The organism is Mycobacterium sp. NBC_00419 (assembly GCF_036023875.1).
GTDB lineage: Bacteria > Actinomycetota > Actinomycetes > Mycobacteriales > Mycobacteriaceae > Mycobacterium.
Genome location: NZ_CP107931.1, coordinates 4,002,990 through 4,023,905, shown reverse-complemented (window position 1 = coordinate 4,023,905; position 20,916 = coordinate 4,002,990). Strand labels below are relative to the sequence as shown.

The following is a 20,916-nucleotide window of genomic DNA, read 5'->3' as shown; positions in this document are numbered from 1 at the left end:
GATAGCCATGGCCGGTATCGCCGCAGCTCAAGGACTATAACGAATGGTGCTCAATTGTGTCGGAGCGCCATGGCGACGAGCCGCCGTTCTAGCCGATGAGCACCGCGTAGCGGGGCTTGATCACCTCGTCGATGATGGCCAGTCGTTCGTCGAAGTGCAGGAATGCCGACTTCATCGCGTTGATGGTGAATCGTTCGAGGTCACTCCACCCGTAGCCGAACGCCTCGACCAGCCGGAACATCTCCTGGCTCATGGTGGTGTCGCTCATCAGCCGGTTGTCGGTGTTGACCGTGACCCGGAACCGCAGCCGCGCCAGCAGGTCGAAGGGGTGGCTGGCGATGCTGTCGACCGCCCCGGTCTGCACATTGGAACTCGGGCACATCTCCAGCGGTATCCGCTTGTCGCGCAGGATCGCCGCCAGCGGGCCCAGCACCGCGCTCCCGTCGGGTAACACCTCGATGTCGTCGACGATGCGCACCCCGTGGCCCAGCCGGTCGGCCCCGCAGAACGCCAGCGCCTCCTGGATGGACGGCAAGCCGAAGGCCTCCCCCGCGTGAATGGTGAAACGCGCGTTGTTGGCTCGCATGTATTCGAAGGCATCCAGGTGCCGGGTGGGCGGGTACCCGGCCTCGGCACCGGCGATGTCGAAGCCGACCACACCCTTGTCGCGGAAGCGGATGGCCAACTCGGCGATCTCGCGCGATCGGGCGGCATGGCGCATCGCGGTCACCAGGCAGCGCACCACGATGGGATGCCCTTCGGCGCCAGCGGCTTTCTCCCCATCCGCGAAGCCCACCAGCACGGCGTCGACGACGTCGTCGAGTGAGAGGCCGCCGTCGATGTGCAACTCGGGGGCGAACCGCACCTCGGCGTAGACGACGTTGTCGGCGGCCAGGTCCTCCACACACTCGAAGGCCACCCGGTGCAGCGCCTCCGGGGTCTGCATGACGGCGACGGTGTGCGCGAACGGCTCCAGGTAGCGCACCAGCGAGCCGCTGTGCGCGGCGGTGCGGAAGAAGGTCGCCAGGGCGGCCTCGTCGGTGGCGGGCAGCCCGTCGTAGCCGATCTGTTCGGCGATATCCAGGACGGTCGACGGCCGCAGCCCGCCGTCGAGGTGGTCGTGCAGCAGGGCCTTGGGTGCCTGGCCGATCATGTCCAGCGTGAGCGGTGTGGGCATCAGGTGATCCGATCGATGATCAGGGGGCGCGCCGGCGGGGCGTCTGAGATGCTCCAGCCGCCGTCCAGTTCGGCCATGGCGCCGGGAATCCGGTCCGGGGTGTCGGTATAGAGCGTGAACAGCGGCTCACCGGCGGTGACCGGCTCGCCCGGCCGGCGGTGGATGCGCATTCCGGCCCCGGGTTGCACGCGCTCCCCTGGGCTGGCCCGGCCCGCGCCAAGCCGCCACACTGCCAGCCCCACTGCCATCGCGTCGATATCCCCCATTGTGCCGCCCGCGGGTGCCGTCACGGTTTCGGAATGGGCACCGATCGGTAGCGGCGCGTCGACGTCGCCGCCCTGGGCGGCAACCAACGCCCGGAAGCGGTCCATCGCGGTGCCGTCGCGCAGGGTCTGCGCCGGGTCGAAGCCGTCCACCCCGGCCAGCTCCAGCATCTCGGCGGCCAGCCGCACCGTCAGCTCCACCACGTCAGCCGGCCCGCCGCCGGCCAGCACCTCCAGGGATTCGGCGACCTCCAGCGCGTTGCCGACCGTGCGCCCCAGCGGGACGTTCATATCGGTCAGCAGCGCCCGGGTCGGCACCCCGTGGGCGCGGCCCAGGTCCACCATGGTGGCCGCCAGCTCACGCGATTCGGCCTCGGTCTTGAGGAACGCGCCGCGACCGACCTTCACGTCGAGCACCAACGAGTCCGCCCCCTCGGCCAGCTTCTTGCTCATCACCGAGCTGGCGATCAGCGGCAGCGACTCTGTGGTGGCGGTGACATCGCGCAGGGCATAAATCTTGCGGTCTGCCGGGGCCAGCTCACCGGCGGCGAAGATCGCCGCACCGATCTCGGAGAGCTGTTGGCGCACTTGGGCATTAGAGATCTCCGCGGTGAACCCGGGAATCGACTCCAGCTTGTCCAATGTGCCGCCGGTGTGCCCCAGGCCCCGCCCGGCAGCCTGGGGAACGGCCGCCCCACAGGCCGCGATCACCGGGACCAGCGGAATGGTGATCTTGTCGCCGACACCGCCGGTGGAGTGCTTGTCCACCGTCGGCAGCGGCTTGCCGTCTCGGCGCAGATCGGTGAAGTCCAGCCGCACACCCGAGGCGATCATCGCCGATGTCCAGCGGGCGATCTCGGCGCGGTCCATACCCTTCAGGAAGATCGCCATCAGCAGAGCCGACATCTGCTCGTCGGCCACCCGACCGTGGGTGTAGCCGTCGATCACCCAGTCGATGGCGGCGTCGGGCAGCCGGCCGCCGTCGCGCTTGGTCCGGATCACGGTGGGCGCGTCGAATGTGAACTGGGTCACGGCTTTTCCCGACGGACGCGTTCGAGGTCGTCGGGACCGAACGCGTCGGGAAGCAACTCGGCCAGGCTCCGCGGCCCGTCGGCGTGGTCGACGAGTAGATCAGGCCCGCCATGTTCCAACAGCAGCTGCCTGCAGCGCCCGCACGGCATCAGCGCGGCGCCGGTCGCATCGACCACCGCAACCGCCACCAACCGGCCCCCACCACCGGAAACGAGGGCGCAGACCACCGCACACTCGGCACAGAGACCTACGCCATATGAGACATTCTCCACATTGCAGCCCACCACGACCCGACCGTCGTCTACCAGGGCGGCAGCCCCCACCGGGAACCGAGAATAGGGTGCGTAGGCATGCTCCGATACAGCAATAGCTTTCTGCTGCAACACTTTCCAGTCAATATCGATCGTCATGCTCGCCTCGTCACCGCCGCTTCTGAATGCATTCCGCGCTGCTCACCGCAGGCGACCCGGGAGGATTCCAGTCACCACAACGTAATTCTTTGCACCCCATGATCGGAGTTAGAGTCCAATAGTGACAGGCCAGACGTTGGAGGCGTGATGAGTACCGCGTCAACTGTGCCTGCCCCTCGCGAGAAATCCGCGGGGCGGCGGCGCACCCTCTACCGCGGCGACCCCGGTATGTGGTCGTGGGTGTTGCACCGGATCACCGGTGCCACCGTGTTCTTCTTCCTGTTCGTCCACGTGCTGGACACCGCACTCGTGCGGGTCAGCCCGCAGGCCTACAACGCGGTCGTCGAGACATATAAGACGCCGATCATCGGCCTGATGGAGATCGGCCTGGTGGCCGCGGTGCTCTACCACGCACTCAACGGCGTGCGGATCATCCTCGTCGACTTCTGGTGGAAGGGTCCCCGCTACCAGCGGCAGATGCTGTGGGCGGTCGCGGGGGTCTGGCTACTGGTGATGGTGCCCTCGCTGGTGATCATCGGCATGCACATGGCGGAGCGGTTCCTGTGAGCGCGCCCGAAAGCCGGCTCGGCCCGCCGGCCCCGATCCTGGAACGCAATCACGACCGGCCTGCCGGGCTGGACAACCCGCGCGCGCCGCGCCGCCGCGGTGGCATGCCCAACTTCGAGAAGTACGCCTGGCTGTTCATGCGCTTCTCCGGAGTGGTGCTGATCTTCTTGGCGCTCGGTCACCTGTTCATCGGGTTGATGTGGGACGGCGGGGTGTACCGCATCGACTTCAACTACGTCGCGCAGCGCTGGGCCTCCCCGTTCTGGCAGACCTGGGATCTGCTGCTGTTGTGGCTGGCCCAGCTGCACGGCGGCAACGGCATGCGCACGATCATCTCCGACTACGCGCGCAAGGACTCCACCAAGTTCTGGCTGAACTCGCTGTTGGTGATCTCGATGCTCATCGTCTTGGTGGTGGGCACCTACGTTCTGCTGACTTTCGACCCGAACATCTCCTAGGGGCGATCACATGATTACCGAACACCGTTACGACGTCGTCATCGTCGGTGCCGGCGGGGCCGGAATGCGTGCCGCCGTCGAAGCCGGCCCGCGGGTGCGTACCGCGGTGCTGACCAAGCTGTACCCGACTCGCAGCCACACCGGCGCAGCCCAGGGCGGCATGTGCGCCGCACTGGCCAACGTCGAAGAGGACAACTGGGAGTGGCACACCTTCGACACGGTGAAGGGCGGCGACTACCTCGCCGACCAGGACGCCGTCGAGATCATGTGCAAAGAGGCCATCGACGCCGTGCTGGACCTCGAAAAGATGGGGATGCCGTTCAACCGCACCCCGGAGGGCCGCATCGACCAGCGCCGGTTCGGCGGGCACACCCGCGACCACGGTAAGGCGCCGGTGCGCCGGGCCTGCTACGCCGCCGACCGCACCGGCCACATGATCCTGCAGACGCTGTACCAAAACTGCGTCAAGCACGACGTGGAGTTCTTCAACGAGTTCTATGCACTGGACCTCGCGCTCACCGAAACCCCGAGCGGTCCGGTCGCCACCGGCGTCATCGCCTACGAGCTGGCCACCGGTGACATCCACGTCTTCCACGCCAAGTCCATCGTGTTCGCCACCGGCGGCTCGGGCCGGATGTACAAGACCACCTCGAATGCCCACACGCTGACGGGTGACGGGCTGGGCATCGTGTTCCGCAAGGGACTGCCGTTGGAGGACATGGAGTTTCACCAGTTCCATCCGACGGGCCTGGCCGGGCTGGGCATCCTCATCTCCGAGGCGGTGCGCGGCGAGGGCGGCCGGCTGCTCAACGGCGAGGGTGAGCGCTTCATGGAGCGCTACGCCCCGACCATCGTGGACCTGGCACCGCGTGACATCGTCGCCCGCTCGATGGTGCTCGAGGTGCTCGAAGGCCGCGGAGCCGGACCACACAAGGACTACGTCTACATCGACGTTCGCCACCTCGGCGCGGACGTGCTCGAGGCCAAGCTGCCCGACATCACCGAGTTCGCCCGCACCTACCTCGGCGTGGACCCGGTCAAGGAATTGGTGCCGGTCTACCCGACCTGCCACTACGTGATGGGCGGCATCCCGACGACCGTCACCGGCCAGGTGTTGCGCGACAACACCACCACGGTGCCGGGGCTCTACGCCGCGGGTGAGTGCGCCTGTGTGTCGGTGCACGGCGCCAACCGGCTGGGCACCAACTCGCTGCTGGACATCAACGTGTTCGGCCGTCGCGCCGGGATCGCGGCCGCGAACTACGCGCTGAGCCACGACTTCGTCGACCTGCCGTCCGCACCGGCGGGCATGGTGGTCGACTGGGTGGGCAACATCCTCTCCGAGCACGGCAACGAACGGGTCGCCGACATCCGCAGCGAACTGCAGCAGTCGATGGACAACAACGCCGCGGTGTTCCGCACCGAGGAGACCCTCAAGCAGGCGATGACCGACATTCATGCGCTCAAGGAGCGCTACGCCCGAATCTCGGTGCACGACAAGGGGAAGCGCTACAACAGCGACCTGCTGGAGGCCATCGAGCTGGGCTTCCTACTGGAGCTGGCCGAGGTCACCGTGGCCGGTGCGCTCAACCGCAAGGAATCCCGCGGCGGGCATGCCCGCGAGGACTACCCCAACCGCGACGACACCAACTACATGCGGCACACCATGGCCTACAAGGACGGTTCTGATCTGCTGAGCGACATCAGGCTGGACTACAAGCCGGTGGTGCAGACCCGCTACGAGCCGATGGAGCGGAAGTACTGAGATGACGATTGCCCCAGAGGTCGACACCCGCGAACCCGCATTGCCGCCGATCCCGGACGGCGCGGTGATGGTGACGCTGAAGATCGCCCGGTTCAATCCCGAGGATCCGGATGCCGCCGGATTCCAGAGTTTCCGGGTGCCGTGCCTGCCGAGCGACCGGCTGCTGAACCTGATGATCTACGTCAAGAGTTATCTGGACGGCACGCTGACGTTCCGCCGGTCGTGCGCGCACGGCGTATGCGGGTCGGACGCGATGCGGATCAACGGGGTCAACCGGCTGGCGTGCAAGGTGCTGATGCGCGATCTGCTCCCGAAGAAAGACAAGCCGCTCACCATCACCATCGAGCCGATCCGCGGGCTGCCCGTGGAGAAGGACCTCGTGGTCAACATGGAGCCGTTCTTCGACGCCTACCGCTCGGTCAAGCCGTACCTGATGACCTCGGGCAATGCGCCCACCCGCGAACGCATTCAGAGCCCCACCGACCGGGCCCGCTACGACGACACCACCAAGTGCATCCTCTGCGCGTGCTGCACGACGAGCTGTCCGGTGTTCTGGAACGAGGGCTCGTACTTCGGCCCCGCGGCGATCGTCAACGCACACCGGTTCATCTTCGATAGCCGTGACGAGGGTGCCGCCGAGCGGCTGGAGATCCTCAACGACGTCGACGGCGTGTGGCGCTGCCGCACCACGTTCAACTGCACGGAATCGTGCCCGCGCGGCATCGAGGTCACCAAGGCGATCCAAGAGGTCAAGCGCGCGCTGATGTTCGCGCGCTGACACACCGCAGATAACTGAGGCTTGCGTGTGACCCGCCTCACGCGCAAAATGTGGGTTTGCTCCGACCCGGAGGGTTACCCATGCCGCTGGCCAATTCGACAGGTACAAGCCTGCGCTACGGCCTTTACGCGAGCCGCCTCGGCGGCGTGACAGTTGCCCTGGGCGCCTGCCTCGCGCTCAGCTGCCCGACCACCGCATTTGCCGACTCAGGCGACTCAGACACCTCATCGTCCTCGGTGGGTCATTCCAAGCGCGCCGCCGCAACGAGCACACCGGCCCGCAACCGCACATCCGGCAAGCCCGCCGCGGCGGCCCGCGTACCGGTGATCCGGATTCCCAAGGCCGCCCAACCTGGTCCCGTCCGGATCCGCGCCAGCGTCGATGACGCACCGGCGGCCGCGGTCTCGGCGCGGACGCCACAGCCGGCGAGCACGGTCCAATTCGCCCCTGTGCAGGCCGCCGTGACGGTGGCGGTGGCGGCCCGAACGATGAACCCGATTGAGTCGGTCATCTCCGGCGTGCTGGGCATCTTCGGTTTCAACCCCGATAGAGACCCCGACCTGTCGTTCGGCATGGCGGTGGTGGCCTGGGTGCGCCGCGAGTTCGAGCACGCGTTGTTCAACCAGGCACCGACGATCACCTACAACCAGACCACCAACAGCCTGACCGCAGGCGGCGCGATCACCGGCAATGTCGGCGCGAGCGACCCCGAGGGCGACCCGCTGAGCTACCGGATCACTCAGCAGCCCGCATCGGGCACCGTCACGATCGCCGACGACGGCACCTTCGTGTACACGCCCGCTACACCCATGCAGGCGGGCGATACCGCGCAGTTCGTCGTCGCCGTCACCGACACCGGGCTGCACCTGCACGGCCTGGCTTCCCTGCTTTCCCCGCAGACCGCAGGCACGACCACCGCCACCATCACGGTCGCCGCGATCGTCGGCGGCCAGACCCCGGCCCTGAGCATCTCCGACGCCACCGCTAACGAACCCGGCAGCGGCACGGTCGGCGACGGCTTCTGGCACACCTCTGGAAACCAGATCCTCGACGCCGCAGGCAATCCCGTCGAGATCGCCGGTGTCAACTGGTTCGGCTTCGAAAGCGACAACGGCACCCCGCACGGGCTGTGGACCCGCAACTACAAAGACATGATGGACCAGATGGTCACGTTGGGGTTCAACACGATTCGGCTGCCGTACTCCCAGGATGTGCTGCACGGCCAAACCCCCACCAGCATCAACTACTACGCCAACCCCGATCTGGAGGGCCTGTCGTCGATCCAGGTGATGGACAAGATCATCGCCTACGCCGGCGAGGTCGGCCTGAAGGTGATCCTCGACCATCACCGCAACACCGCCGGGGTCGGCACCACCGAGAACGGGCTCTGGTACAACGGCACCTACAGCGAGACCGACTGGGTCAACGACTGGGTGACGCTGACCCGCCGCTACGCCGACAATCCGACGGTGATCGGCGTCGACCTGCACAACGAGCCCTACAACGGAACCTGGGGCGGTGGCGGGGCCAACGACTGGGCCCGAGCCGCCGAACGGGCCGGCAACGCCGTCCTGGCCGCCAATCCCAACCTGCTGGTCATCGTCGAGGGCATCGGCACCTACAACAACCAAAGCTATTGGTGGGGCGGCAATCTGATGGGCGTCAAAGACCGCCCGATCACGCTCAACGTCGCCAACCGGGTGGTCTACTCACCGCACGACTATCCGAACTCGGTGTACGCGCAGACGTGGTTCTCCGGCAACGACTTCGGAACGAAACTGCCCGACGTGTTCGACAACGCCTGGGGCTACATCTACGAGAACGACATCGCGCCGATCTACCTCGGCGAATTCGGCACCAAACTGACCGACCCCAAGGATGTCATCTGGTACGAGGCCATCACCTCCTACCTGTCCGGAGATCTGGACAACAACGGCACCATCGACATCCCGGCCGGCGACGAGGGCATCAGCTGGACCTACTGGTCGTGGAATCCGAACTCCGGTGACACCGGCGGCATCCTGGCCGACGACTGGCGGACGGTCAACCAGAACAAGGTCACCTACCTGCAGCCCATCATGTTCGACTTCGGCGACGGGACAGGCACATCGGCGGCACAGTTCACCGTCAGGCTGGCCTCGGCATCCGCCCAGACGGTCACGGTGCACTACGCCACCTCCGGCGGGACGGCCACCCAGGGCAGTGACTATGTCGGCGCGTCGGGCACCGTCACCTTCCTGCCCGGCGAGACCAGCAAGACCGTCACGATCCTGGTGCTCGGCGATACCACCGCCGAGAACAACGAAACCTTCACCGTCGCATTGTCCAGCCCGACCAACGCCACGCTGTCCGACGCCATCGGCGTCGGCACCATCGTGAACGCGGTCTAGCCGACCACCTGATAACTCCTCGCGCGCGCAGCCCGCTCCCACAGCACACCGGCGCCGGCGCTCACACCGGCGGCACTGAGTTCCCGCTTGAGGATCTTGTTGGTCGCGGTGTGCGGCAGGTCGTCGTTGATGCGGACGTAGCGCGGCCACGCCTTGGGTGACAGGTCGGTCTGGGCGCCGAGGAAGTCCTCGAAGTCCTTGGGCGTCAACGACTCCCCCTGGCGCAGCACGATGGCGGCCATCACCGCGTCGCCCACCGCGTCGTCGGGTACGGCATAGACGGCGACCTGGTTGACCTGCGGAATGCGTTGCAACACCCGTTCGATCGGGGCCGCCGCCAGGTTCTCCCCGTCGACACGCATCCAGTCCGCGGTCCGGCCGGCCAGGTAGATCCAGCCGTCGGCGTCGCGGTAGGCCAGATCCCCGGTCCAGTACATCCCGTGACGCAGCCGCTCAGAGGTCGCATCGGGGTCGTTGTAGTACCCGGTGAACGGACCGGCGCCGTCGGTGTTCACCAGTTCCCCGACGGCCTCGTCGAAGTTACGCAGGTTGCCGCTGACGTCGAACTCCGCGGTGGCGCATTCGGTCACGGTGTCGGGGTGATAGATCGCGACGCCGGGCCAGCCCCTGCCGATCGACCCGGGTGGGGTGCCGTCCTCGCGGACGACGACGACCGCGAACTCGCTGGAGCCGAAGCCGTCGACGATGCGGCAGTCGAACCGCCGCGAGAATTCGGCGATATCGCGGTCGGTGGCCTCGTTGCCGTACATGACGCGCAGCGGGTTGTCGGCGTCGTCGGGCTGCTCGGGGGTGGCCAGCACGAGTGCGAGCGGCTTGCCGACGTAGTTCATGAACGTCGCGCCGTAGTGCCGGATGTCAAGCAGCAGCCGCGACACCGAGAACTTCACCGGCACCATGGCCGCCTTGCCCGCGACGGCCACCGACCAGCCCGCTGCCACCCCGTTGGAGTGGAACAGCGGCATCGACAGGTAGCAGACGTCGTCGGCGGTGATGTCGAGTTGAGCGGTCAGGCTCAGACCGCACATCACGCTCATCGCGTGGGCGAACGGCACCGCCTTCGGGTTGCCGCTGGTACCGGAGGTGAAGATCATCATGAACGGGTCGGTGCCGCTGACCTCCCGATGCGGGACAAGCGGTTCGGCGCTCGCGACGGCCTCGGCGTAGTCGGGGCCGGTGACGTCGACGACGGTGACGCCGCTCAGATCCAGGCCGTCCAGCAGCGGCGCGTGGTCAGCATCGACCAACAGCAGCTGACAGTCCGCGCGCCGGATGTCGGACACCAGTCCCTCGCCGCGGCGGGTGGTGTTGATGCCGCACAGCACATAGCCGCCCAGGGCCGCGGCGGCCATCGCCCGGGTATAGGCGGGCGAATTCGTCAGCAGGGCACCGACGTGCAGTGGCCGGTCGGGGTCGGCCATCGCGATCAGGGCGGACGCTTCGGCGGCGGCCTCGGCCAGATGCTCACGCCAGGTCCAGGTCCGCTCAGGCGACAGCACCGCGATGCCGTCGTCGGTCAGCCGTTCGCGCAGCAGCGCCTGGACGGTGTCGATCACGATGCCGGCCGGTAGCGCAGCAGGGTCATCCCGGAGTCCGCGTCGTCACAGAACACCGGTTGCAACCGCATGCCGATGGCGATATCGGTGGGCTCGACGTCGACCAGTTCGGTGGAGAACCGCGGGCCCACATCCCATTGCACCACCGCAAGCAGTTGTGGCAGCGCATCGGCCCAGGGCGGGCCGGTAGGCCGTCGGGCAATCGTGTAGGTGTATAGCGTTGCCGCGCCGTCGATTTCGCGCCATTCCAGATCGTCGGCCAGCGTTCCCGGCGCCAGGGTGCGCGGATAGAAGACGTAGCGCTGCGACGACGGCGAGTACTGGACCATGACGCGGTGCTGGGCCAGACCGTCCCAGAAAGGTTGAGACACCGGCGTCGGCTCGGGCATCGGGATCGGTTCGGCCATCAGTCCCCTCCGAGCACGAGCGCGACCTGCTCACTCATGATCCCGCCGGTGCCTGCCACGAACGCGACGTCGGCGTCGGGTACCTGCGCTGCCGCCGAGCGGCCCATCAACTGGCGGGCGGCATCGACGACGTGGTGCATGCCGCCGGACATCCCGGCCTGGCCGTACGACAGCTGCCCGCCCGCGGTGTTGAGCGGAAAGTCACCCCGAAAGGTCAAGTCCCGCTCCTTGATCCACGCCATGGCCTGACCCTTCGGACAGAACCCGGCGTCCTCCAGCGTCATCAGCACGGTGATCGTGTAGCAGTCGTAGATCGAGGCCACGTCGACGTCGGCCGGAGTGCGCCCGGCCATGGCGAACGCGCGGGCCGCGGCCCTGGCGATCGGGGTGACCATCGGATCGTGCGCGTAGGTCATGGTCTTGAAGGAGATGTGCTCACCGAATCCGGTGATCCACACCGGGCGGTGCCGCGCGCGGCGCGCCAGATCGGCGTTGGCGATCAGCACACCGGTGCCGCCGTGCACGGGCATCACGGTCTCCAGCATGTGGATCGGGTCGGCGATCATCGGGCTGCCCAGTACGTCGGCCTCCGACAGCGGCTGACCGTGAAACACCGCTCCGGGGTGGGCGCAGGCGTTGGTGCGCTGATCCACGGCGATCTTGGCCAGCGCCGTCGGGTCGTAGCCGTACTGGGCGCCGTAACGTTGCGCGATCTGCGCGAACGGTGCGTTCTGGCCGAGGTTGCCGTACGGGATCTCGTACTCGGCCTGCGGCGATCCGTAGTTGTTGCTCGACGCCCCAAACCAATTCGTGCTCGCAGCAGGCCGTCGCGCCGAGCGCGGCAGCGCCCGCGAGCCGGGCACCACGGCCAGCACGGCATCGCAGAGTCCCAGCTCGACGGCGACGGCGGCACGCCACACCATGGCCGCCGACGTCGCTCCGCCGAGGTCCACCCGTTCACCGAAGTCGATCGGCAGTCCCAGGTACTCCGAGAGCGTCGCCGGGACGAACATGTCCGATTCGGCCACTCCGTGCGAGATCAGCCCGTTGACCACCCCGGCGTCGAGACCTGCGTCGTCGAGGACCATCCGCGCCAACGCGGCGTACTGGTCGAGGGTGAACTGCTCGGGGCGGGTCGGCTTACGCTGCGCGGGCAGCTCGGCGATCCCGACGATCGCCGCCTCACCGGCCAGCCGCATCAGGAGACGCTCTCGCGCAGCGGCAGTTCCACCGTCGCCGTGCCCGGCATCAGGATGTCGGCGTCACGACGGCCGACGATGTCGAGATCGACCAGTCCCCTGCCCTGCTCCAGTCGCTTGGCGGCGACGGTGCCCCCAAAGGTCAAGGGCTGCCCGGGAAAAGCCACGCCCCGGTTCTGCACCGAGTACTCGACGAGCCGGCCGGCGCCACCGATCCAGTCGGTGACGGCGCGGGCCAGGAGCGCGGCCTGCAGCGGACCCTGAACCAGGACGTCGTCGTAGCCTTCGACGTCGCGCGCCCAGTCCTTGTCGTAGTGGATGCGGTGGCCGTTGTAGGTCGCGGCGCTGAAGAAGAACATCTGCGTCTCGTCGACGGTCACGATGAGCGATGTCAGGGCATCACCGGGTTCGACGTCGTCATAGAACAGCTGGGTCATGGTCTGGCGATCATCGACGTGGCGGCCTCGGCCACCAGTTCACGGTGCTGGTTGCGGTACACGGTGTGCCATGTGACGAGAACGAACCTGCCTGAGCGACCGTCCTTTTCGACGATCGACTCGACGGTGCGCACCATCTCGATCTCGTCGCGGTGGTAGGCGGGCATGTGGAACGTGAAGCTCTCGCCGCCGGCCATCCGCCGTGGCGCCTTCGGGAAGGCGAGGCCGCCCGACACCGCACCGGAGGACCCGTCCGGTCGCAGCCCACTGAGCGGCGTGACGCCCAGAATGGCGTACTGCAGGTACAGCGGGGGGCAGATGATGTCGCGATAGCCATTGGCGCGGGCGTACTCCGGGTCGAACCACAGCGCGTTGTCGTCGCCGACGGCGACGGCCCATCGCTGCCAGTCGCGGCGCAGGACCTCGCCGGTGGCCGTGGCCGCGACGGTGCCGACCTTCGCGGCCGTATCGGCATCGACCAGGCTGTCGGCGGTCACACGCCGTCCTTGCGCCGCAGCCGATCGGTGACCGCCGCGCGGCTGACCTGATCGTCGTCGAGCCAGGTGGCTGCCACGTCGGCTCCCCCGCCGAGTGTGGAGAAGACCCGCGCCCGCTCCGACCACAGATACAGGTCGGTCTCGACCACGTAGCCCATCCCGCCGTGCAACTGGTGGGCGTCCAGGGTCGTCCGCTTGGCGGCGGTGGCGGAATGCATTCGCGCGATGGCGGTTTCGCGAACCGCCACCCGGCCCCGACTCAGCGCGAACACGGCCGCCTGCGCGGCGAGCCGCGCGCCGGTCAGCGCGATGTGCATGTCGGCAACGATGTGCTGGGCGGCCTGGAAGGACGCGATCGGCCGGCCGAACTGGTGACGCATGGAGGTGTAGGCCACGGTGCGGTCGAGCACGGCCTCGCCGACACCCACCAGGTCCATTGAGCTCAGGGCGATCGCGGTGTTGGCCGAACGGCGGAGTTCGTCGCGGCCCAGCGGCTCGCCGTCGCCCAGCACATCGTCGGGGACGACGTCGTCGAAACGTACGCACGAAGCGTGGTGGCCGCCCATCAAGGCCAACGGCCGTTGTGTCACACCGGGGCTGTCCAGACCGCAGACGAATCCCATGGTCCGGCCGGAGGCATCCATCCCGGACACCACGATCAAATTGGCGTCGGCCGCGTCGGAAACGAAGTCGGCTGTGCCGGTGAGCCGCCACTCACCGTCGCGGGTGCGGTCGGCCCGCAGGGTGGCGGTGACGTCGGCTGCGTCATAGGCGTTCCACAATGCGGTGGTGGCCGAGGTGCTGCCGCTCGAGAGGTCGCCGAGCCATCGTTTGCGCGAGCCGTCGCCGCCGAGCAGGTTTATCGCCTGAGCGGCGATCACCGTGCTGTAGACCAGCGACGGGCACAGCGCTCGGCCGCCTTCTCGTGCGAAGATGCCGAGATCGGTGAGCGATCCACCGGATCCGCCGTACTGCTCGCAGATGCCCAGCCCCAGAATGCCCGCGGCGGCCAGCGCCTGCATCGTGTCGTCCTTGCGGGCGGCGAGCAGTCCGCGCAGCATCGAGGCGAGGTCGCGTTCGTCCTGTCCGGCAACGAGTTTCATGTCAGCGTCCGTACGACGGCATGGCGTGGCCGCGCTGGGCGATGACATCGCGCAGCACTTCGTTGGTACCGCCGCCGAAGCGCATCAGCGGCGCGAACCGATAGAGCTTCTCGAATCGGCCACCCGCCGGGGCTTCCGGGTTGCGATGGGCCAGAAGACCTTCCGCACCCAGCAGGTCGATTCCCAGATCCGCGATGCGCTGGCGCAGTTCGCTGCTGAACACCTTCTCGACGCTGACGGGCACGGTCGGGATCACTCCGTCGGACAGCATCGACGACGCCTCGTAGCCCATCAGGCCGGCCACCTCGACGTCGGCCTCAGCCTGGGCGAGCCTGCGCCGCACGGCGGGGTTGTCGATCGGCACCGTCCCGTCGCGGCGCGGCATGCGCGCCAATACCTGCAATTCGTCGAGCGCACGGCGCAAATCGCCGGCGTTGGTCAAGGCGCCGCGCTCCAGGTCGAGCGCCCCGGTGATGTAGGACCAGCCGCGGTTCTCCTCGCCGACGAGGTTGGTCACCGGCACCCGGACGTCGTCGAAGAACACCTCGTTGGTGCGGTAACCGGACCAGGCGATCAGCGGTCGGATCCGCACCCCGGGGCTGTCCACCGGCACGACGATCACCGAGATGCCCCGGTGCCGCTGCGCGCTGGGATCGGTGCGTACGCAGAGCCACTCGTGAGTGGATCGCTGTGCCCCGCTGTTCCAGATCTTGGATCCGTTGATCACCCATTCGTCGCCGTCACGGATCGCCCGGGTCCGCAGCGAGGCCAGATCGGTACCGGCGTCGGGCTCGGAATAGCCGAGGGCACAGGTCATTTCGCCGCGCGCGATCAGCGGCAGGAACTCACGCTTGTTCTGCTCGGTGCCGTGGCGCATGATCATCGGCGCGATCGAGGTGACCGTCAGATCGGGTCCTGGCGCACCCCAGTACTCGAACTCCGACATCAGCAGGTGCAGGTGCACCGCCCCCAGACCGAGGCCGCCGTACTCCGCCGGCCAGTTGAGCCCGAACCAGCCCTTGTCACCGAGTTTGCGGCGGAAAGCCGCGACCTCGCCGCCGGGGTGCTCGAGGTTGTGCTCGGCGATCTCGGCGCGCAGCGCCTCAGTGACGTTCTCTCGCAGGAATTCACGCACCTCGGCCAACCAGGCCTGCTGGTCGGCGTCGAGGTCGAAATCCACAATTGGGTACCCTAACCGATTAGTTAGTCCGTCAACCCATTATCGAGTGGTATCGACGTGTCACATTTCTTGGCCGCCCGGCATCTAGAGGGCATGACAACCACAACTCGTCTCGAACCATTGTCCCCGGCCAAGGCCACACCACTGATTCGACTGATGTACCGATGGGCCAGACGGCGCTTCGGGCAGGTGCCCGAACCACTGGCCGTCTACGCCCACCACCGGCGGCTGGTGGTAGCCAACTCCGTGCACGAGGGTCTGCTACAGCGCGGCTCGACGATCCTGCCCGCAGCGGTCCGCGAACTCGCGGTGTTCTGGACGGCCCGCACCGTCGGCTGCTCGTGGTGCGTGGACTTCGGCGCGATGCTGATGCGACTCGACGGCCTCGACGTCGACCGCCTCCAGCACATCGACGACTACCTGAGCTCACCGCTGTACACCGACGACGAGCGCGCCGCGATCGCCTACGCCGACGCCATGACGACCGATCCGCACACCGTGACGACTGAACAGGTCGACGATCTGCGCCGCCGGTTCGGCGCCGCGGGCCTGGTCGAGCTGACCTATCAGATCGGGGTGGAGAACATGCGGGCCAGGATGAACGCCGCCCTCGGCATCACCGAGCAGGGATTCGGCACGGGCGAGACCTGCCGGGTTCCGTGGGCGGACGGGCAATAAACCGCTTGATCCGTCAATTAGGCAGCGTAGAGCCACTAATTCCGAAGCCATGTAACCACGGAGAAAACAATTCCGTACATTCCGCGCGCATCTGCCACTGAAACCGTAGTCTCGTCTAGTTCTGACCGCGGCGTTTAAGCAGGAGATGCCATGAGTAAAGGCGAGCTAGCGCTCGACCCCGGCACAGCCGGGAATTCCAATACCGTCGACAGCAAGGGCCTCAAGGGCGGTGCGCTGGGCCTGGTGTCCAGCATCGTCGTCGGGATGGCGTCCACCGCCCCGGCATACTCGCTGGCCGCGACGCTGGGGCTGATCGTCGCCAGCGGCGGCGCGCTACTAGCAGGTGTGAAGGCACCGGCAATCGTGCTCATCGCGTTCATCCCGATGTACATGATTGCGGTCGCCTACCAGGAACTGAACAAGGCGGAGCCGGACTGCGGCACCACGTTCACCTGGGCATCGCGGGCGTTCGGACCACTGATCGGCTGGCTGGGCGGCTGGGGCATCATCGCCGCCGACGTCATCGTCATGGCCAACCTGGCCCAGATCGCCGGCTCCTACTCGTTCACCTTTGTCGGCGGGCTGGGCTGGAGCTCGGCGGCCGATCTGGCCAGCAGCACGCTGTGGTCAACGGTGGCCGGCGTCATCTGGATCATCGTGATGACCTACATCTGTTATCGCGGTATCGAGGTGTCGGCGCGGATTCAGTACGGCCTGCTCGGCATCGAGATGGTCGTGCTGGTCGCGTTCTCGGTCGTCGCGCTGATCAAGGTGTACGCGGGCAAGGCCGAGACCTATTCGCTGCACCCGTCGCTGTCGTGGTTCTGGCCCGGCGGCCTGGACTTCACCACCGTGATCGCGCCGGCTCTGCTCACCGCGCTCTTCATTTACTGGGGCTGGGACACCGCGGTGGCCTGCAACGAGGAGTCCGATGATCCGGGCACCACGCCGGGCCGCGCCGCCGTCATCTCCACCTTCCTGCTGCTGGCCACCTACGCGCTCGTCGCGGTGTCGGCGGTCGCCTTCGCCGGCGTCGGAACCGACGGCATCGGTCTGGGCAACGAGGAGAACGCCGCGGACGTCTTCGCCGCGATCGGCCCCGATCTGTTCGGCGACAGCCTGCTGGGCAAGATCGCGCTGATGCTGCTCGCCGCGTCCATCCTGACCTCGGCCTCAGCGTCGACGCAGACGACGATCCTGCCGACCGCGCGGACCACGCTGTCGATGGGTGTCTACCGGGCGCTGCCGACATCGTTCGCCAAGATCCATCGCACGTACCTGACCCCCACCACCTCCACGATCGCGATGGGCGCGGTGTCCATCCTGTTCTATGTGCTGTTCACGCTCGTCAGCCCGAATCTGCTGTCGGCGCTGATCGGTTCGGTGGGCCTGATGATCGCCTTCTACTACGGCCTGACCGGCTTCGCGTGTGCCTGGTTCTATCGCAAGGATCTCACCAAGAACGTCCGCGATCTGGTGATGCGGGGCATCGTCCCACTGCTGGGTGGCGTGATCCTGCTGGTGATCTTCGTATACGGCCTGATCCAGTACGCCAAGCCGGACTGGCTGGTCGACGACGAGGGCAACAACGTCACCATCTTCGGGTTCGGCGCGGTGGCGGTCGTCGGTATCGGCGCACTGGTGCTGGGCGTGATCCTGATGATCGTCTGGTGGCTGGCCTCGCCGGACTTCTTCCGGGGCCGCACCCTGTCGCGGCGCTCGAGTGCGGACCTTGTCCTCACGCCGGCCACCGCGGTCGAGCCGATGTTCGGTCTGCCGGACTCCGGTGACATGCCGACCGTCATCGCACCGGACCTGTCGAACCTGCCGCCGGGTGAGACGGCCATCAACCCCGAGACGGGCGAGGAATTCACCAAGAGCCCGTAGGCCTAGACCGGCTGCGCTGAGCGTCACCTCCCGTGTGGCGCTCGGCGCAGCCGCCGTTGGTCAGCGGCCGTGCCAGGCCACGTGGCCGATCACAGCCACGACCGCGGTCAACACAGCGCCGAGATAGACCGGACAGCCGGGGCCGGCGAGGCGCAACAACAGGGCTCCGCAGAACGCTCCGGCGACGATGACGACGATGACCCACAACCGGCGGTGGGTCAGCCACAACCAACCGGGCCCGAACAGCGTTTCGCTCGCGTATGCGGTCAGCGTCGAGGTCACCACGACCGTGGTGATGTCGGCCACCGCCAGCATCCGTGCTGTCGCGGCCTGAGCACCCATCAGGATCGCCAGTATCGCGGCCAGGCCGACGCTGAGGCCGGTGTGGCTGTCGAGGGCGACGACCGTCAACACCGATGCGACCGCGGCCATGACGACGGCACCAGTGGCGAACACGGCCGTGACCAATGGTTCCCATCCGCTCCGGCGCCGCTGCAACAGCCGGCCGACGGCAGCGGCACCCACGACGTAGGCGCCCAGCGCTACCGCCGGACCAGCGACAGGCAGTCCGTCCTCACCGGCCATACCCATCCCGAGAATCACGACGTTGCCGGTCATGTTGCCGGTGAACACCCGGTCCAGCGCGAGATAGCCCACCGCGTCGAGCAATCCGGTGACGAAGGTCAGCACCAGCATCAGCCACAGCTGAAGATGCTGACGAACCAATCCGCTCACGATTGCGGTCGCGCGTAGTGCGCCACCACCGCCGAACCGTCCGAACGTGGGTCGGATGCAGCCGTGAGCGAGCCACCGTTGTCGACGAAGACCACGTTGGCCTGACCGAGCGCCTCAGTTAGCGGCGGCACCTCGGTCGGATCGAAGCCCGCCCGACGAATCGACGCCTTCGCCGCCGGCGGCAGGTCGGCCTCGACCGTCACGGTGTCGGGGCCGCCGCCGCACTGGTTGCCGACGATGGCGCGGGGCGCCGCGACCGCATCGACTGCACCGGCCCCGCCGAGCGCGCGGAGAAGGATCTGGGCGAGGATCTGCGGCTGCCCCTGACCACCCATCGTGGACAGCACATGGGCGATCCGGCCCTGCCGCAACGTCATCGCGGGCATCAGTGTGTGCGCCGGTCGCTTTCGCGGACCGATCACATTGGGCGACAACGGGTTTAGCGAGAACCCACAGCCACGGTTGTGGAACAGCACGCCGGTCACCGGGTCAATCAATCCCGATCCGAATGCGTGGTAGACGCTCTGGATCAGCGAGACGGCGTAGCCCTCGCCGTCGACGGCGGCGATACCCACGGTGTCCCCGCGGGGCACTTGCAGCGGCGAAGCGCCTACCGATCCCGGCTCGGTGTGCTCGTTGAGGTCCACCTCGCCGAACCGGGGGTCGGCCAGTCGGTTGTCACGAAACTCGTTGCCGCGGTGGAAGGCCCGCAGGAGATCGCCCATTCCCGCGCCCACCAGATCCTCGATTGCGCCGTCAAGGACCAGCCCGAGCGCGTGCAGCAGCACGAAGCCCTGACTGTTGGGCGGACTGGTCAGCAGCGTCAAATCACCAAACTCGGCCTGTAGCGGTTCTTGGATCTCCGGCTGGAAATCGGCGAAATCGGCCGCGTCGAAGCGGGATCCGCGCGAGCGCAGGTAGTTCACCATCTGCTCGGCGAGCTCACCGCGGTAGAACGCCTCGGGCCCCTGGGCACTAAGGGCCGCGAACGTCGCGGCCAGCGCCGGCTGCCGCAGCACATCACCGACACCCAACGGCACACCGCGCGGCCGGAACACCCGATCGAAATCCTCGGTGCCGACCAGGTCGGCGTTGTCAGGGTCGACGAGGTGGGTGGCCAATGACGGCGCCACCGCGACGCCGTCCCGGGCGAGAGCCTGCGCGGCACTCAGCGTCGCACTCCAGGAGGTGCGGGAACCGAAGGCGCGCATCGTCTCCCAACCACGCACTCCGCCTGGGACGGTGACCGGATCGGCACCACGTGCCGGCAGGCTGTCGCCGTGGCGGGCGCGCAGCGCTGTGGCGTCGACGCCTGCACCCGCCCATCCCGAGGCGTTGACACAGCGCACCACACCATCCGGCGTCCGGATCAAGGCGAAGAGGTCACCGCCCAGGGCAACGTTGTGCGGGTAGACCACGGTCAGCACCGCGGCAGCGGCGATGGCGGCGTCGATGGCGGTGCCACCGTCGCGCAGCACGGTGATCCCGGCATCGGTGGCCAGGACATGTGGGGTAGCCAGCGCTGCTAGTGCTGGTTGCCCGCCTCGATCGGCAGACACGAGAACTTCACTCCTTCAGCGGATTGTGGAAAGAAAGGCCTTGGTGCGTTCATGCTGCGGGTCGGTGAACAGTCGCACCGGCGGCGCATCCTCGATGATCCGGCCGGCGTCCATGACGACGATACGGTCGGCGGCATCTCGGGCGAATCGCATCTCATGTGTGACGACCACCATGGTCATGTGCTCCTCGGCCAGCTCGCGCATTACTGCCAGAACCTCCCCGACCATCTCGACGTCCAGGGCGCTGGTCGGTTCGTCGAACAGCATGACCTTGGGCCGCATCGCCAGGGCACGAGCGATCGCGACCCGTTGCTGCTGTCCGCCTGAGAGCTGGCTGGGTCGGGCATCGGCCTTGTCGGCCAGGCCAACTCGGCTCAATAGCGCCATCGCGGATTGGCGTGCCTCGTCTTTGGCGACTCCGAGAACACGGACGGGCCCGTTCCAGACGTTCTCCGCGGCGGTCATGTGAGGGAACAGGTTGAAGTGCTGGAACACGAAGCCGATCTCGCGTCGTCGCCGCGCTAGTTCGCTGGTGCCGACCTTCTGGGTACTGTGCGGGTCGCGATGCCCGATCGGCGTCCCGCCGATGAGGATGCTGCCGCTGTCGATGGTCTCCAAGCGATTCAGCGACCGCAGCAGGGTGGTCTTGCCCGCTCCGGACGGTCCGATCAGGACGACGACCTCACCGCGCATGACATCGAGCGAGACATTGTCGAGCACCTTGCGGCCGCCGAGGGTCCGCGAGACGTTCTGCACCGAAACAATCGGAAAGCTCTCTACGCCTTGACTCTTGATAGGACTCGCACTGATGTTCATGATC

20 protein-coding genes are annotated in these 20,916 nt (G+C 67.2%); 7 read left to right on the top strand and 13 right to left on the bottom strand.

Features of this window, described 5'->3' with window-relative positions; genetic code table 11:
- Positions 1-88: 88 nt before the first annotated feature.
- The 3 genes from OG976_RS19205 to OG976_RS19195 are packed head-to-tail and all read right to left on the bottom strand — an operon-like array spanning position 89 to position 2,882.
- Complete coding sequence (locus OG976_RS19205) at positions 89-1,177, bottom strand: adenosine deaminase (protein ID WP_328352140.1); 1,089 nt, start codon at positions 1,175-1,177, stop codon at positions 89-91.
- Positions 1,177-2,472, bottom strand: coding sequence for a thymidine phosphorylase (locus OG976_RS19200; protein WP_328352138.1), 1,296 nt, complete (start codon positions 2,470-2,472; stop codon positions 1,177-1,179). The genes OG976_RS19205 and OG976_RS19200 overlap by 1 nt, the downstream gene beginning before the upstream one ends.
- Positions 2,469-2,882 carry a cytidine deaminase gene (locus OG976_RS19195; protein WP_442930361.1) on the bottom strand — a complete coding sequence of 138 codons (414 nt, stop codon included), beginning with the start codon at positions 2,880-2,882 and terminating at the stop codon, positions 2,469-2,471. Before OG976_RS19195 ends, OG976_RS19200 begins: the two co-directional genes overlap by 4 nt.
- A 147-nt stretch (positions 2,883-3,029) precedes the next feature.
- Here OG976_RS19195 and sdhC point away from each other — a divergent pair, with 147 nt between their 5' ends.
- From sdhC to OG976_RS19170, 5 genes are all read left to right on the top strand, one after another.
- Positions 3,030-3,449: a succinate dehydrogenase, cytochrome b556 subunit gene (sdhC, locus tag OG976_RS19190; RefSeq protein ID WP_328352136.1), complete on the top strand. Its 420-nt coding sequence runs from the start codon at positions 3,030-3,032 to the stop codon at positions 3,447-3,449.
- On the top strand, positions 3,446-3,907 hold the full coding sequence (locus OG976_RS19185) for a succinate dehydrogenase hydrophobic membrane anchor subunit (RefSeq protein WP_328352134.1): 462 nt from the start codon (positions 3,446-3,448) through the stop codon (positions 3,905-3,907). Before sdhC ends, OG976_RS19185 begins: the two co-directional genes overlap by 4 nt.
- A 10-nt stretch (positions 3,908-3,917) precedes the next feature.
- Positions 3,918-5,672 carry a succinate dehydrogenase flavoprotein subunit gene (gene sdhA / locus OG976_RS19180; protein WP_328352132.1) on the top strand — a complete coding sequence of 585 codons (1,755 nt, stop codon included), beginning with the start codon at positions 3,918-3,920 and terminating at the stop codon, positions 5,670-5,672.
- Position 5,673: 1 nt separating this feature from the next.
- The gene (locus OG976_RS19175) at positions 5,674-6,450 is read left to right on the top strand and encodes a succinate dehydrogenase iron-sulfur subunit (protein WP_328352129.1); all 777 of its coding nucleotides are present in this window, start codon (positions 5,674-5,676) and stop codon (positions 6,448-6,450) included.
- An 80-nt stretch (positions 6,451-6,530) separates the two neighbouring features.
- Positions 6,531-8,840 (top strand): cellulase family glycosylhydrolase, encoded by a 2,310-nt coding sequence (locus OG976_RS19170; protein WP_328352126.1) that lies wholly within the window; start codon positions 6,531-6,533, stop codon positions 8,838-8,840.
- On the opposite strand, the gene fadD1 is transcribed toward OG976_RS19170, so the two are convergent.
- The 7 genes from fadD1 to OG976_RS19135 are packed head-to-tail and all read right to left on the bottom strand — an operon-like array spanning position 8,837 to position 15,237.
- The gene (gene fadD1 / locus OG976_RS19165; protein WP_328352123.1) at positions 8,837-10,414 is read right to left on the bottom strand and encodes a fatty-acid--CoA ligase FadD1; all 1,578 of its coding nucleotides are present in this window, start codon (positions 10,412-10,414) and stop codon (positions 8,837-8,839) included. The two genes, OG976_RS19170 and fadD1, sit on opposite strands and share 4 nt — an antisense overlap.
- A complete protein-coding gene (locus OG976_RS19160; RefSeq protein ID WP_328352120.1) occupies positions 10,411-10,821 on the bottom strand; it encodes a Zn-ribbon domain-containing OB-fold protein in 411 nt (136 codons plus the stop codon). The genes fadD1 and OG976_RS19160 overlap by 4 nt, the downstream gene beginning before the upstream one ends.
- On the bottom strand, positions 10,821-12,023 hold the full coding sequence (locus tag OG976_RS19155) for a thiolase family protein (RefSeq protein WP_328363768.1): 1,203 nt from the start codon (positions 12,021-12,023) through the stop codon (positions 10,821-10,823). Before OG976_RS19155 ends, OG976_RS19160 begins: the two co-directional genes overlap by 1 nt.
- On the bottom strand, positions 12,020-12,457 hold the full coding sequence (locus OG976_RS19150; protein WP_328352117.1) for an acyl dehydratase: 438 nt from the start codon (positions 12,455-12,457) through the stop codon (positions 12,020-12,022). The genes OG976_RS19155 and OG976_RS19150 overlap by 4 nt, the downstream gene beginning before the upstream one ends.
- Entirely contained in the window at positions 12,454-12,954 is a 501-nt protein-coding gene (locus OG976_RS19145; protein WP_328352114.1) for a MaoC family dehydratase, read from the bottom strand. Before OG976_RS19145 ends, OG976_RS19150 begins: the two co-directional genes overlap by 4 nt.
- A complete protein-coding gene (locus tag OG976_RS19140) occupies positions 12,951-14,057 on the bottom strand; it encodes an acyl-CoA dehydrogenase family protein (protein WP_328352111.1) in 1,107 nt (368 codons plus the stop codon). Before OG976_RS19140 ends, OG976_RS19145 begins: the two co-directional genes overlap by 4 nt.
- 1 nt (position 14,058) lies before the next feature.
- A complete protein-coding gene (locus OG976_RS19135) occupies positions 14,059-15,237 on the bottom strand; it encodes an acyl-CoA dehydrogenase family protein (protein ID WP_328352108.1) in 1,179 nt (392 codons plus the stop codon).
- Positions 15,238-15,330: 93 nt separating this feature from the next.
- Here OG976_RS19135 and OG976_RS19130 point away from each other — a divergent pair, with 93 nt between their 5' ends.
- Both OG976_RS19130 and OG976_RS19125 read left to right on the top strand, forming a co-directional pair.
- Entirely contained in the window at positions 15,331-15,915 is a 585-nt protein-coding gene (locus tag OG976_RS19130; RefSeq protein ID WP_328352105.1) for a carboxymuconolactone decarboxylase family protein, read from the top strand.
- Between the two features lie 150 nt (positions 15,916-16,065).
- Positions 16,066-17,802, top strand: a complete 1,737-nt coding sequence (locus tag OG976_RS19125; protein ID WP_328352102.1) for an APC family permease — start codon at positions 16,066-16,068, stop codon at positions 17,800-17,802.
- Positions 17,803-17,862: 60 nt separating this feature from the next.
- Here the strand turns inward: OG976_RS19125 and OG976_RS19120 are convergent, their stop codons facing one another.
- The 3 genes from OG976_RS19120 to OG976_RS19110 are packed head-to-tail and all read right to left on the bottom strand — an operon-like array spanning position 17,863 to position 20,912.
- A complete protein-coding gene (locus tag OG976_RS19120) occupies positions 17,863-18,537 on the bottom strand; it encodes a YoaK family protein (protein ID WP_328352099.1) in 675 nt (224 codons plus the stop codon).
- Positions 18,534-20,096, bottom strand: a complete 1,563-nt coding sequence (locus OG976_RS19115; RefSeq protein WP_328352096.1) for a gamma-glutamyltransferase family protein — start codon at positions 20,094-20,096, stop codon at positions 18,534-18,536. The genes OG976_RS19120 and OG976_RS19115 overlap by 4 nt, the downstream gene beginning before the upstream one ends.
- A 15-nt stretch (positions 20,097-20,111) precedes the next feature.
- Complete coding sequence (locus OG976_RS19110; protein ID WP_328352093.1) at positions 20,112-20,912, bottom strand: amino acid ABC transporter ATP-binding protein; 801 nt, start codon at positions 20,910-20,912, stop codon at positions 20,112-20,114.
- Between the last annotated feature and the right edge of the window lie 4 nt (positions 20,913-20,916).